The 12,609-nt window shown below is 74.9% G+C and carries 11 protein-coding genes; 2 read left to right on the top strand and 9 right to left on the bottom strand.

The features are described 5' to 3' along the window. Positions 1-129: 129 nt before the first annotated feature. From HNR12_RS26230 to HNR12_RS26210, 5 genes are all read right to left on the bottom strand, one after another. Positions 130-1,059 (bottom strand): gamma-glutamyl-gamma-aminobutyrate hydrolase family protein, encoded by a 930-nt coding sequence (locus tag HNR12_RS26230; protein WP_179770049.1) that lies wholly within the window; start codon positions 1,057-1,059, stop codon positions 130-132. A gap of 193 nt (positions 1,060-1,252) precedes the next feature. Then, complete coding sequence (locus HNR12_RS26225; protein WP_179770923.1) at positions 1,253-1,807, bottom strand: GTP-binding protein; 555 nt, start codon at positions 1,805-1,807, stop codon at positions 1,253-1,255. Between the two features lie 19 nt (positions 1,808-1,826). Next, positions 1,827-2,186: a DUF742 domain-containing protein gene (locus HNR12_RS26220; RefSeq protein WP_179770048.1), complete on the bottom strand. Its 360-nt coding sequence runs from the start codon at positions 2,184-2,186 to the stop codon at positions 1,827-1,829. 67 nt (positions 2,187-2,253) lie between these two features. Then, positions 2,254-2,685 (bottom strand): roadblock/LC7 domain-containing protein, encoded by a 432-nt coding sequence (locus tag HNR12_RS26215; protein WP_179770047.1) that lies wholly within the window; start codon positions 2,683-2,685, stop codon positions 2,254-2,256. A 63-nt stretch (positions 2,686-2,748) separates the two neighbouring features. Beyond that, a complete protein-coding gene (locus tag HNR12_RS26210) occupies positions 2,749-4,233 on the bottom strand; it encodes a sensor histidine kinase (RefSeq protein WP_179770046.1) in 1,485 nt (494 codons plus the stop codon). A gap of 826 nt (positions 4,234-5,059) precedes the next feature. Between HNR12_RS26210 and HNR12_RS26205 the strand changes: the two genes are divergently transcribed. Together HNR12_RS26205 and HNR12_RS28860 are read left to right on the top strand one after the other, a co-directional pair. Next, positions 5,060-6,763, top strand: coding sequence for a DEAD/DEAH box helicase (locus HNR12_RS26205; RefSeq protein WP_179770045.1), 1,704 nt, complete (start codon positions 5,060-5,062; stop codon positions 6,761-6,763). Positions 6,764-7,101: 338 nt separating this feature from the next. Then, a complete protein-coding gene (locus HNR12_RS28860) occupies positions 7,102-8,349 on the top strand; it encodes a styrene monooxygenase/indole monooxygenase family protein (RefSeq protein WP_179770044.1) in 1,248 nt (415 codons plus the stop codon). An 85-nt stretch (positions 8,350-8,434) separates the two neighbouring features. Here HNR12_RS28860 and HNR12_RS26195 read toward each other — a convergent pair whose 3' ends face one another. The 4 genes from HNR12_RS26195 to HNR12_RS26180 all read right to left on the bottom strand — a co-directional run bounded on the left by HNR12_RS26195 (position 8,435) and on the right by HNR12_RS26180 (position 12,420). Beyond that, positions 8,435-9,685, bottom strand: coding sequence for an FAD-dependent oxidoreductase (locus tag HNR12_RS26195; protein ID WP_179770043.1), 1,251 nt, complete (start codon positions 9,683-9,685; stop codon positions 8,435-8,437). A 74-nt stretch (positions 9,686-9,759) separates the two neighbouring features. After that, on the bottom strand, positions 9,760-10,485 hold the full coding sequence (locus HNR12_RS26190) for a maleylpyruvate isomerase family mycothiol-dependent enzyme (RefSeq protein WP_179770042.1): 726 nt from the start codon (positions 10,483-10,485) through the stop codon (positions 9,760-9,762). Further along, on the bottom strand, positions 10,478-11,326 hold the full coding sequence (locus HNR12_RS26185; RefSeq protein ID WP_179770041.1) for a fumarylacetoacetate hydrolase family protein: 849 nt from the start codon (positions 11,324-11,326) through the stop codon (positions 10,478-10,480). Before HNR12_RS26185 ends, HNR12_RS26190 begins: the two co-directional genes overlap by 8 nt. Further along, complete coding sequence (locus tag HNR12_RS26180) at positions 11,323-12,420, bottom strand: cupin domain-containing protein (RefSeq protein WP_179770040.1); 1,098 nt, start codon at positions 12,418-12,420, stop codon at positions 11,323-11,325. The genes HNR12_RS26185 and HNR12_RS26180 overlap by 4 nt, the downstream gene beginning before the upstream one ends. Positions 12,421-12,609 lie beyond the last annotated feature (189 nt).

Below are 12,609 nucleotides of genomic sequence, written 5' to 3'. Positions count from 1 at the left end.
TAGAAATCTAGCCCATGCCTTGGGCGCGTTCCATCGCGGACGCCCCGGGAGCGTGCGGAGCCCTGGGGGGCGCCGCGCGGGGGGGCTCCGGGGCGGCGCCGGCGCCGCCCCGGAGGTGTGGCGGCAGGGTCAGGAGCGGGCGCCGCGGCCGCGGCGCCGGCTGATGGCGTCGCGGGCCTCTTTCGCCGCCCGCCCGCGGACGGTGTTGGGGCGGTTCCTGCCGGCGCCGATCGCCAGGCGGCGGCGCGCCACGTCCCTGGTCGGCGTGGGCCGGCGGCGCCGTTCGCGGAAGGCGCGGGCGTCGGCGACCAGGTCGCTGAAGATGGCCTTCCAGAGGTTCGCCTGGCCGTCGCGGCGCGGGTCGTAGACCTCGGGGTGGAACTGCACGCCGCGGACCGATCCCGGCAGCGCGTGGGGGCCGGTGCGCCGGCCCTCGACCGCCTCGACCACGCCGTCGGCCGCGTGCGCCGCCTCCTCGAGCCCGGGTGCCACCTTGTCGATCCCCTGGTGGTGGTAGGTGGGGACGTTCAGGGGCTGCGTGCCCAGGGTCTTCGCCAGCCGCGTGCCCGGCTTCGCGCGCACCGGGTGGCGTTCGATCGAGGTGTTGGAGGGCTGGTGGATGTCGCTGCCGACCCTGTCGGGCAGGTGCTGGGTCAGGGTGCCGCCCAGGGCGACGTTGATCATCTGCATGCCGCGGCAGATCCCCAGGACGGGGACTCCGGCGGCGACGGCCGCCTTGGCCAACGCGTACTCGGCGCGGTCGCGCTCGGGGTCCCGTGCCGCGGTCTTGGGATCGGCCTCGGCGCCGTAATGCTCGGGGGAGATGTCGGTCCCTCCGGTGATGATCACGGCGTCCACCCCCGCCACCACCATGTCGGCGTTCTCGGCCGTCCGGTCGGTCGAGGGGAGCATGACGACCCGCACGCCCTCGTGGCCCTCCACGGCCGCGATGAATGCCATGCGCAGTTCGGCCATCTTGAACTTTTCCTTGGACTGGGCGATGTACTGCCTCTCCTCGTTGCCCGTGGTGACGGCGACGGTGACGACGTTGTCCTGCACTGCGCACCTCGTTTTCGCATGGTCTGCCACGGGAGCGGCGGGCGCGGCAGGGGGCCGGGCGGCGCCCGGCGGCTCCCGGGGGGTGGGGGTGAAGCGCGGCGCACGGCCGTGGCGGCGGCGCGTGCACCGGTGCCGGGCTACACGGAGGCCCCTCTCCGCCGCGGCGGAGAGGGGCCTCCGGTTCCCGGACGACTCAGCCGACCGGCTCGGCCTTGCGCGACAGCGTGTAGCGCAGCAGCTCCTTGAGCACCCCGCCCGCGGAGTTGCGGTCGCGGGCGTCGAAGTCCACGATCGGGACCTCGGGCGCGATCTCCAGCGCCTCGCGGATCTGGTCGACGGTGTAGGGCAGCTCCCCGTCGAAGCGGTTGAGCGCCACGATGTAGGGCACGGTCTGGTTGGTCTCGAAGTAGTCGATCGCGTCGAAGCACTCCGCCAGGCGGCGGCTGTCGACGACGATGACCGCTCCCACGGCCCCGCGGACGATGTCGTCCCACATGAACCAGAACCGCGCCTGCCCCGGCGTGCCGAACATGTACATGATCAGCTCGTGTTCCAGGGTGAGCCGCCCGAAGTCCATGGCCACCGTGGTGGTGGTCTTGTCCGGGGTGGACGACAGGTCGTCGTGCTCGCGGCTGGCCTCGGTCATGACCGCCTCGGTCGACACCGGGGGGATCTCCGAGACGGACTTGACGAGCGTGGTCTTGCCCGCCGCGAACCCGCCGGCGATCACCACCTTGGCGGAGACCAGCGACCTGCCCGGCGCGCTGCTATTGGAAGAGACGTTCGAGTCCACGAAGCGCCCTCTCAAGAACTTGGTTTTCCGATGGGCTGTGGCCGGTGATGGTCGGGTGGATGTAGACCAGCCCCTGGTCGGCCAGATCGCTGAGCAGCACCTGGGTCACGCCCAGCGGGATCTTCAACTCCGCCGCGATCTCGGCCACCGAGCGCGTCTCCCGGCACATCTGGTGGATGCGCCGCGACTCCGGCAGCAGGGTCGACGGGACCTCGGCGTTGGCGTCGGCGGCCGACACCAGGGTCTGGACCATCAACGGGTGGCGGGAGCGCGTCCGGCCGCCGGTGAAGGTGTAGGGACGGATGCGGGCGCCCCTTCGCCTGCGATTCCTCATGTGGTTGCCCTCTCCGTGCCGGCGGTTGCGCTCCGGCCCGCTCCGGCGGGCCGCGGTGCGGTGCGGCTCACGGCGCCATGACCCCGCGGAGCTGGGAGCGGAGCTGCGGGGTGAGCGCGTGCCCGGCGCTCTCCACGAGCTTGGTCATCTGGTAGGCCACGATCTTCATGTCGGCCGTGGGCGCGCTGAGCACCGCCAGGCACGAGCCGTCGCTGATCGACATCACGAACAGGTGGCCGCGCTGCATGCGCACGATGAGCTGCTCGCAGTCGCCCTTCTGGAACAGCTTGGCGCCGCCGACGGCCAGGCTGTGCATGCCGCTGGCAATGGCGGCGAGCTGCTCGGCGTGCTCCTCGGGGAAGTCGCGGGAGGCGGTCAGCAGCAGGCCGTCGGAGGAGACCACGATGGCGTGCTCGACACCGGGGACATCATCGACGAAGTTGGAGATCAGCCAGGTGAAGTTCTCCGCTTCGGGGCTCTCACTCAAGCGGTTGTCCATGTCAGTCCAGCTTCTTCGTTAAGTAGGGGTCGGGAATGGGGGCCGGGCGCACCGGGCGGCGTATCAGCGCGACTGGTCGTTGTCGTCGCCCTCGCGGGCGGCCTCCTGCTCGCCCTCCAGGAAGCCGGCGAGGTCGTCGCGGATGCGCTCGGCGCGGTCGACGGTCTCCTCGGGCTCGGCGGCCGGGGCATCCTGCGGCTCCGGCATCGGCAGCGGGGCGGTGCTCCGGTGCGCGCTGCGGCGCGGCAGCCCGGCGGCGGTGACCGACGAGGAATCCATGGCGCTGCGGTCCTCCTTCGGGTACGAAACGGGACCCGGCGCGGCCGGGTTCGCCGCGGGGCGCCGGGGCAGCGGCGGCGGGGCCACCGAGCGGGGCGCGGGCTCGGGTGCGGCGGGCAGGGGCCCGGTGGTGCTGAACAGGTCGCCCGGCACCACCACGTGGGCGCTGATGCCCCGGAAGGCGCGCGCCTCCAGCTGCACCTCGATCCCGTGGCGGTGGGCGATGTTGCTGACGACGTAGAGGCCCATGTGCCGGATCGTCTGCTCGTCGAGCACGGGATCGCCCTGCAGGCGCTCGTTGAGCCGGGCCAGCTGGGTTTCGGGGATGCCGATCCCCTCGTCCTGGACGGTGATGAGCAGCCGCTCGCCGTCGGCCATGTACTGGCCGCTGACGACCACCTGGGCGTGCTCGGGGGACTTGCCGGTGGCGTTGTCCATCAGTTCGGCGAGCAGGTGGCTGAGGTCGTCGGCGGCCGAGCCCGAGACGAAGACCCCGGGCATGCGCCCGACCTGGACCCGCTGGTAGTCCTTGATCTCGGAGATCGCGGCGCGGGCGACGTCGAGCATGGGCACCGGCTCGGCCGAGGGGTCGCCGGTGTCCTGGCCGGCCAGCACCAGCAGGTTCTCGCTGTTGCGGCGCATCCGGGTGGCGAGGTTGTCGATCTTGAACAGGCGCTCCAGCAGCTCGGGGTCCTCGCTGCTGTCCTCCAGGTCCTCGACCACCTCGATGAGGGAGTCCACCAGGGCGAGGTCGCGCATGGCCAGGCCGGCCAGGGTGCCGGTGACCAGTTCCAGCGGCGGGGTGTCGCTCTCCCCGGCCTGCTCCAAGGCGGACGCCTCGGGCTGGGCGGGGGCTTCGGGCGCGGCGGAGGCGGCCTGCGGCTGCTCGCCGGGCGCGGCCTGGGGGGCCGCCTGCGGCGACATCGCGGCCGAGGGCGGCTGCTGGGGCCAGGCGGCTCCGGTGGGGGCGGGCGCCTGCGGGTACGCGTACTGCTGCTGGGGGTCCTGGGCGTGCTGCGGGTGCTGGTGCTGCTGGGGGTGCTGCGGGTAGGACTCCTGCTGCTGCGGGTGGGGCTGCTGCGGGTACTGCTGGGGCCAGGGGCCGGTGCCCGGGGCCTGCTGTGGGGGCAGTTGCTGTGCGAACGCCTGCTGCTGGGCGTTGAGCAGGTCGTTGGCGGTCATGCCGGGCCGCTGCTGGGGCTGCTTGCCCATGCCCAGGCGCCGGAGCAGTCGCTGCCAGCGCCCTTCGGGCTCGGGCGCGGGCCACATGGGCGGTTGGGGTCGGCCATCGTGCGTGACCGGCGGCTGCGCCTGGGGCGGATAGCCCTGGCCGGCCGATGACGACGCCTGCGCCACGGCACACCTCCTCGTATGCGGGAACGGGTGAGCGGCGGCCGGTTCACCGAGCTTCGACGGCGGGTCGGCAGCGGGGAGGCGCCGGAGACGGGCGCCGAGACCGCGCCGCGGGCGAAGCCAGGCGTGACCTTCGTGCCGATCGCATAGGGAACCGCGCTCCCGCGGACGATACCGCCGGAGCAACCGCCAGGATTACGACGAATCGGCGGTTACGCTAGCACAGGACTCACGGGCCAGAACGGTCTGATCACGCACTTTTCTGATCACGCGTAATACCTCCGGGAAAGCACCCAGAGTCCCGAATCCGACATTCCACGCAAGACGCCACATCCCATCCGGAGTGCAGCCCATTCCCCCCGCCCTCCCCCCCGGGCCCCGGCCCGCGGCCGGCCGCGCCGAGGCGGGGGTGTTTCCGCCGGTCGCACCGGGTCCGCCCAGGTCGCGGGCCTGGCGCGGGCGGGCGCGGCGCCCCGGGAACCCGGTCGGGCCGCCCCGCTCGCACGTATCGGACCGCGCCCGCGGCGGACAAGCGCCTTGCGCGTGATCAAGGTCATGCCCGGAGGGTCCGCGCGGCGCCCCCGGGCCCGCGACGCGGGCGCGCCGGGCGCCGGCGGCGCGCCCATGTGCCCGGCGCGCGGTCGGCGGGTAGCCGCCAGGAGTGGGACGATGCGATGAGCCGCCCCGGCGCGTCCGCCCGCGCCGGCCTGTACTTTCCCGAGTTCTTCCGAGGAGTTCCGCCATGACCGACACCGCGCCCGAGACCACGGGCGGTTTCACCGAGCTGCCGCTGCGGCCGGAGCTGCTGGCGGCGCTCACCCGGCTGGGCTACGAGGAGCCCACGCCCATCCAGCGCGAGGCGATCCCGCCGCTGGTGGAGGGGCGCGACCTGCTGGGCCAGGCCGCCACCGGCACCGGCAAGACCGCCGCATTCGCACTGCCCATACTGCAGCGGCTGCCCGAGGAGCGCGACGGCCGCGCACCCGCCGCCCTGGTGCTGGTGCCCACCCGCGAGCTGGCCATGCAGGTCTGCGAGGCGGTGCACCGCTACGGGCGCGACCTGGGCGTGCGCGTGCTGCCGGTCTACGGCGGCCAGCCCATCGGCCGCCAGATCCACAGCCTGGAGCGCGGCGTCGACGTCGTCGTGGCCACCCCCGGGCGGGCGCTGGACCACCTGGGCCGCTCGACGCTCTCGCTTGAGGGCCTGCACATGGTGGTGCTCGACGAGGCCGACGAGATGTTCGACATGGGCTTCGCCGAGGACATCGACGCGATCATGGAGGAGGTCCCCGAGGGCTGCCAGCGGGTGCTGTTCTCGGCGACCATGCCGCCGCGCATCGAGACCATGGCCCGGCGCACGCTGACCGACCCGGTGCGCATCCAGATCGCCCGGCCCGCGCGCGAGATGGACCAGGCCCCGCTGGTGCGCCAGAGCGCCTACGTGGTGCCCCGCGCGCACAAGCCCGCCGCGCTGGGCCGGCTGCTGGACGCCGAGGCGCCCACCGCCACCATCGTCTTCTGCCGCACCCGCGAGGAGGTCGACCAGCTCACCGAGGTGCTCAACGCGCGGGGGCACCGCGCCGAGGCGCTGCACGGCGGCATGAGCCAGGAGCAGCGCGACCGCGCCATGGGCCGGCTGCGCGCGGGCACCGCCGACCTGCTGATCGCCACCGACGTGGCGGCGCGCGGCCTGGACATCGAGCAGCTCACCCACGTCGTCAACTACACGGTGCCCTCGGCGCCGGAGTCCTACGTGCACCGGGTGGGCCGCGTGGGCCGGGCCGGGCGCGAGGGCGTGGCCATCACCCTGGTGGAGCCGCGCGAGCACCGGATGCTCAAGAGCATCCAGCGCGCCACCGGCTACACGGTCAACGTCGAGAAGATCCCCACCGTCGCCGACATGCGGGCGCGCCGCCTGGAGCTGACGGCGGCCTCGCTGCGCGAGAACCTGCTGGAGGAGGACGACCTCGACCGGTTCCGCGTGGTGGTCGAGACGCTGGCCGACGAGTTCGACGTCATGGAGGTCGCCCTGGCGGCGGTCAAGCTCGCCCACGAGGCGTCGGGCCCGGTGGACGACGAGGAGGAGATCCCCGAGGTGCGGGTGGCCGAGCGGCCCGAGCGCGGCGGCGCGCGCGGCCGGGGCGGGCGCGACGGCGGCGGCCGCGAGGGCGGGCGGCGCGAGCGGCGCCAGGGGCGCGCGCCCGCGCAGGGCATGACGCGGCTGTTCATCGGCGCCGGGCGCGGGGCGCGGATGCGCCCCCAGGACCTGGTGGGCGCGATCACCGGGGAGTCGCGGCTGAGCGGGCGCGACATCGGCTCCATCGAGATCGCCGACCGGTTCTCGCTCGTGGAGGTCCCCGACTCCGCCGCCGACGAGGTGATCAGCGCGCTGCGCAACAGCACCATCAAGGGCCGCCGGCCCGTGGTGCGCCGCGACGCCCACTAGAGGCGGCCGTGCGGCCCGTCCCGGCGCGCGGCGGAGGGCGCGCCGGGGCGGGTGCGGGGGGTGCGCGGGAGCGGGCGCGCGCACCCATGTGAATTACCGGCGGGTATTCTCAAATTCGCCTTTCGGATGATCCCATGAATTCCAAGGCATCCGCTTTCCCCGCATTTCCCCCGTTTTCCACGCTTTCTTCCCGCCGATTCCCGACATCCCTCGATCACGCAGCGTGACCCATTTGGCATGGGATGTTACGCCCAAGGAACATAGCCCCCACCCTTTTCGCATTCGGGCGGACCGCCCGAATTGCGGCTCTGTGCTTTTTCCACCTGGGGGGCGAAAACGTGCGCAAGATCCTGATCGTCGGCGGCGGGCAGTCCGGGCTCCAGTTGGCCCTGTGTCTCCAGGAGCACGGCTACGACGTCACGCTCATGACCGTGCGCAGTTCGGCCGAACTGTACGAGAGCCGCGCGGTGTCGATGCAGACCCTCTTCGACACCGCCCACGCCGCCGAGCGCGAGTACGGCCTGGACTTCTGGTCCGAGGAGGCCCCGCGGCTGAGCGGGATGCGCATCCGGGGCTTCGGTCCCGGCGGCGAGACCGCCTTCGACTGGACCGGACGGCTGCCCGCCCCGGCCCACGCCGTGGACGAGCGGGTCAAGATCGCGGTGTGGCAGGAGGTGTTCGAGGAGAACGGCGGCACGGTGGTGCTGCACGGCGCAACCGTCACCGACCTGGACCACCTCGTGGGCATGTTCGACCTCACCGTGGTCGCCACCGGCCACCAGGGCCTGGCCGAGGTGTTCGACGTCGACCCCGCCCGGCCGGTGGCGCGCATGCCCCCGGTCTCCACCGCCATCGCCTTCGTGGAGGACCCCGGCGACAGCGGCGACCTCATCGAGGTCGACATCGTGCCGGGCCTGGGCCACCTGCTCACCTGGCCGGGGTTCTCGGTCAGCGGCCGGTGCCGCCAGCTGTGCGTGACCGGGCCGGCCGACGGCCCGATGTCGCGGTTCCCGCGCCGGGTCAACCCCCAGGCCCATCTCGACGTCATCCTCGGGCTGCTGCGGGAGTTCCTGCCCCAGCGCCACGAGCTCTACCGCGACGCCGTGCTCGCCGACAGCCGCGCCGCGGTGCTCGACCTGGCCAACCCCATGGTGCGCACCCCCGTGGCCCAGCTGCCCTCGGGCGGGTCCGTGCTGGGTATGGGCGACACCGTCGTGGTGACCTCGCCGGCGCTCCAGCAGGACGCCAACAACGCCTGCGTGGCCGCCAAGGTGTACCTGGAGGCGATCCTGGCCCACGGCGACCGCCCCTTCGACACCGACTTCATGTTCGCCACCTTCGACCGCTACATGGAGCACGCCCGGCACTTCACCGGCGACCTCGCCGCCCGGCTGCACTACCACCCGGCCTACGTCACCGAGTTCTGCCTGGCCGCCGGGCGCCACCAGGACCTCGCCGACCGGTTCGTCCGCGGCTTCGACCAGCCCGCCGACCTCGCCGCGTGGTTCCCCGACGAGGCGGCCACGCGCGCCCTGGTCGCCGAGTACGACGCCGCCCGGCCGGCCCCCGCCGCACCGGCCGGCTGAGCCCCCGGGACGCGGCCGGCCGCCCGGGCCGCGGCCCGGGCGGCGCCCCCGCACCGCCCGGGCCGCGCTCCCGGTCCCCCGCGGCTCAGGCGCCGTAGAGCCAGTCGACGTAGGTGTAGGAGGACATGTCGCGGGTGCGCATCAGCTCGTTGCGCAGCACCGCGCCGACCCCGTCCACGTGCCAGATGTCGCCCCACAGCCGCGCCGTGCGCTGCACCCGCGCGGTGCGCGGCACCCGGACGCGCTGGTAGGCCGCCAGCGCGCGCGGCCAGTCCACCGCGCCCGCCTCGGCGTGCCGGTCGGCCTGGCGGGCCAGCTCGTGGGCGTCCTCCAGCGCCTGGCAGGCGCCCTGGGCGAGGTACTGGAGCATGGGGTGCGCGGCGTCGCCGGCCAGCCCCAGGCGGCCCCGCACCCAGGTGTCGGCGGGCTCGCGGTCGCGCATGTGCCAGAACCGGTCGCGCCACAGGTAGCCCAGCGCCGCGCGCACGGGGGCGCAGGCGCCGGCGAACGCGCCGTCCAGCTCCTCGGGCCCGCCCCAGTCGGCGGCGCCCGCGGCGAACGCGGGGCTGCGGAACACCGCGACCTGGTTGAGCATCTCGCCCTGGCGCAGCGGGTACTGCACGAAGTGGCAGCCCGGCCCCAGCCAGGCCACGACGTCGTCCTGGCTGACGTCCACCGGCACCTCGGCCAGCGGGAACGTCCCCCGGTAGGCCACGTAGCCCGACTCCACCGGCGCGTCGCCCACGATCTGGTCGCGCAGCCGCGAGTGCAGGCCGTCGGCGCCCACCACGGCGCCGCTGGCGTGCACGGTCCCGTCGGCGCAGAAGGTGCGGGCGGCCTCGCCGGCGGTCTCGACGCGCTCGGCGCGCGCCCCGGTCACCAGCTCGACCCCGGCGCGCTCGCAGGCGGCGAGCAGGATGCGGTGCAGGTCGCTGCGGTGCACCACCACGTACGGGGCGCCGTAGCGCGCGCGGAAGCCCTCTCCCAGGTCCAGGTGGGTCAGCTCCTCGGCGGTGAGGATGTCGCGGAACACCAGCCGCCGGGGCAGCACGCCGACCCCGACGACCTCCTCCAGCAGGCCCCAGGCGGCCAGCAGCCGCGTGGTGTTGGGCCCGAGCTGGAGCCCGGCTCCGACCTCGCCGAACTGTGCCGAGCGCTCCAGCAGTCGCACCGAGCGCCCGGAGCGCGCCAGGGTGAGGGCGGCGGCCAGGCCGCCGATCCCGCCGCCGACGACGAGCACGTCCACGGGTGCCGGGTCGCGGCGGGGCGCCGGCGCGTCGCCGGCGGCGGCCGCCGCCCCGGGCGCGGAACCGGCCGCCGGGGTGTCGCTGGGCATGGCGCCTCCTTGGGGTCGCGGGGGTCGCGGGGATGCGGCGGGGCGGCCGGGGCCGCCCCGCCCCTGGGGACCGGTCACAGCCAGCGGCCCGGGTCGGGCGGCGGGGCGCCCTGCGCGGTCGCCACCCCGGCCCCGCCCCGGCCGGTGATCCAGGCGGCGAGGGCGGCGGCGGTGCCGCGCACGGTCACCGGCTCCGCGCCGGGCGGCGCCGCGCTCCAGGTCCGCTCGCGGTCGGTGGGCGCCAGCACCAGGGCGGGGTCCTGCCCGCGCCGCAGCCGCGCCGCCGCGGTGTCGGCGAGCAGCGCGTCGAGCAGGTCCGGCGGCAGGTCGGCGAAGGCGGTCCCGGCGCCGAGGTCCACGGCGTGCACCCACACCTCGCGGCAGCGCAGCCACGGCAGCTCGGTCGCGGGCACGGTGCGGCCCTGACCGGTGACCACGGGGGCGCGCCACTGCTCGGGGGTGAGGGCGTCCAGGGCGGCGCGCAGCTCACCGGCGGTGTCGGCGACCAGCCCGCGCAGGTCGGCGGGCGGCCGCGCGGCCTCGGCCTCGATCTCGGCGTCGCGGGCGGCGCGGCCGGCGTACATCGGGTTCTCCACGCCGGTGCGCGCCCACTCCGCCAGGCGCAGCAGGGCGCGGGCGTTGCCGCCCAGGTGCGCGGCCACGTGCGCGCGGGACCACCCCTCCAGCGCGGTGGGCTCGGCGAACGCGGTGTCGGGCAGGGCGGCCAGCAGCTCAACGACCAGTGCGGTGCCCTGGTCCACCCAGGCCAGTTCGCGGGCGGGGGCGGCGGACTCAGGCATCGCCGGCCCCCTCGGCGCGGGCGGTGTTGACGAGTTCGCCGATCCCCTCGATGCGGGTGACCAGCCGGGAGCCGGGCGCGAGGTAGCGCTGGGGCCGGCGGGCGTGGCCCACGCCGCCGGGGGTGCCGGTGGCGATCACGTCGCCGGGGCGCAGGGTGAGGATGGCCGACACGTAGGCCACCAGGTCGGCCGGGCCGAACACGAGGTCGCCGGTGTCGGCGCGCTGCACGGTCTCGCCGTCGAGCTCGGCGGTGATCTCCAGGGCGGGGCCGCCGTCCCCGCCGCCCAGTTCGTCGGGGGTGACCAGGACCGGGCCGATGGGTGTGGTGGCCTCGAAGGTCTTGCCCTGGAGCCACTGGGCCGAGCGGTACTGGTAGTCGCGGGCGGTGACGTCGTTGAGGACGGTGTAGCCGGCGATGGCGGCGCGCGCCGCGCGGGCGTCGGCGCGGCGCACGGTCGCGCCGACCACCACCGCCAGCTCGGCCTCCCAGTCCACGGCCGACGAGGCGGCCGGCAGCACGATGTCGTCGCGGGCGCCGATCAGCGCCTCGGGGTACTTGGCGAAGAGGGTGGGGTAGGCGGGCAGCTCGCGGCCCATCTCCAGGATGTGGGCGCGGTAGTTCAGCCCGACGCAGACGATCTTGCCCGGCCGGGGCACCACGGGCGCCGGGTCGGCCTCGGACAGGTCGTGGCGGGTGCCGCCCGCCGCGGCGCGCTCGCGCCAGTCGGGCAGGGCCAGCAGGGCGCCGACATCGGCGGCGGGCAGCTCCACGGCGGTGGCGCCCTCCACGCGGACGGCCGCGGTGCGGCCGCCGGGCAGGCGCAGGGTCGCGAGTCTCATCGGGGGTCTTCCTCCACGGCCGCGCGGTACTGGTGCAGGCCCTCGAAGATCGGGGTGTCGCTGAAGCGGAACAGGTCCAGGCCCGACTCCGCCTCGATGCGGCAGGCGCACCAGGAGGGCACCACCACGAGGTCGCCGGTGGCCACGCGGTGCTCGGCGCCGTCCAGGACCAGGGTGCCGGTGCCGTCGAACACCTGGTAGACGGCGGAGCCCACCTCGCGCCGGGTGGCGGTGGCGCTGCCCGCGCGCAGCCGGTGGAACTCGGCGCGGATGGTGGGCATGACGTCGCCGCCGGTGGTGGGGTTGGTGTAGCGCACGGCGGCGTGGCCGGGCTCCACGGTCGCCGGGTGGCCCTCGTCCTCCAGTTCCAGCTGCTGGGTGAGCGCGCGGTCGGTGTGCTCCCAGCGGTAGGCGGCGATGGGCGAGGCGGCGGTGCGCTCCAGGCGCGAGAGCGGGCGCAGGCCGGGGTGGGCCCACAGCCGCTCGGCGCGGGAGAGGTCGGGGGTGGCGCGGTCGCTCACCTCGTCGGCGCCGAACTCGAAGAACGCGGTGTCGGTGTAGTGGACGAACGGGATGTCCAGACCGTCGATCCAGGCCATCGGCGCGTCGGTGGTGTTGTGGTGGCCGTGGAAGTGCCAGCCGGGGGTGAGGAGGAAGTCGCCGCGCCGCATGGCGACCGGGTCGCCGTCGACCACCGTCCACACGCCCTCGCCCTCCACCACGAACCGGAAGGCGTTCTGGGAGTGGCGGTGCTCGGGCGCGGTCTCGCGCGGGCCCAGGTACTGGATGGCGGCCCACAGGGTCGGCGTGATGTAGGGCCGCCCGCCCAGCCCGGGGTTGGCCAGCGCGATGGCGCGCCGCTCGCCGCCGCGCCCCACGGGCACCAGCTCGCCGGCGCGCCGGGCCAGCGGGTAGAGGGTCTGCCACTCCCACACGTGCGGGCGGGCCTGGGGCGCGGGGTGGGCGGGCATGAGGTCGCCGAGCTGGGTCCACAGCGGGGTGAGGTTCTGCGCGGCGAAGTCGGCGTAGAGCCGCGCGAGCGCGGCCTCCTCCTCGGGTGTGGGCTGTGGTGCGGCCGGTTCTGCGGCGGCCATGGCGGTTCCTTCCGTCGCGGGCGGGCGGCGAGCGGTGCCCGGGGGCGGCTCGCGCGGGGGCGCCCGCCGGCGGGGGTGGGCCGGGGCCGAGGGTGCGCCCCGGCCCGGAATCGACCGGGCACGCCCCCGCCGGCGGGCGTTGCCGCAACCCTAGGAACGGTGTTCTTCACAGAGCAATAAGATTCCACT

The sequence above is a fragment of the Streptomonospora nanhaiensis genome, from assembly GCF_013410565.1.
In the GTDB taxonomy this organism is placed as follows: Bacteria; Actinomycetota; Actinomycetes; order Streptosporangiales; family Streptosporangiaceae; genus Streptomonospora; species Streptomonospora nanhaiensis.
This window is presented reverse-complemented; position numbering and strand designations above follow the sequence as displayed.

Excerpts from the sequence above, each read along its gene's own strand:
- HNR12_RS26220 (WP_179770048.1), bottom strand. The coding sequence starts at position 2,186 with ATGAGGAATCGCAGGCGAAGGGGCGCCCGCATCCGTCCCTACACCTTC.
- HNR12_RS26215 (WP_179770047.1), bottom strand. The coding sequence starts at position 2,685 with ATGGACAACCGCTTGAGTGAGAGCCCCGAAGCGGAGAACTTCACCTGG.
- HNR12_RS26210 (WP_179770046.1), bottom strand. The coding sequence starts at position 4,233 with ATGTGGCCCGCGCCCGAGCCCGAAGGGCGCTGGCAGCGACTGCTCCGG.
- HNR12_RS26205 (WP_179770045.1), top strand. The coding sequence starts at position 5,060 with ATGACCGACACCGCGCCCGAGACCACGGGCGGTTTCACCGAGCTGCCG.
- HNR12_RS26195 (WP_179770043.1), bottom strand. The coding sequence starts at position 9,685 with ATGCCCAGCGACACCCCGGCGGCCGGTTCCGCGCCCGGGGCGGCGGCC.
- HNR12_RS26190 (WP_179770042.1), bottom strand. The coding sequence starts at position 10,485 with ATGCCTGAGTCCGCCGCCCCCGCCCGCGAACTGGCCTGGGTGGACCAG.
- HNR12_RS26185 (WP_179770041.1), bottom strand. The coding sequence starts at position 11,326 with ATGAGACTCGCGACCCTGCGCCTGCCCGGCGGCCGCACCGCGGCCGTC.
- HNR12_RS26180 (WP_179770040.1), bottom strand. The coding sequence starts at position 12,420 with ATGGCCGCCGCAGAACCGGCCGCACCACAGCCCACACCCGAGGAGGAG.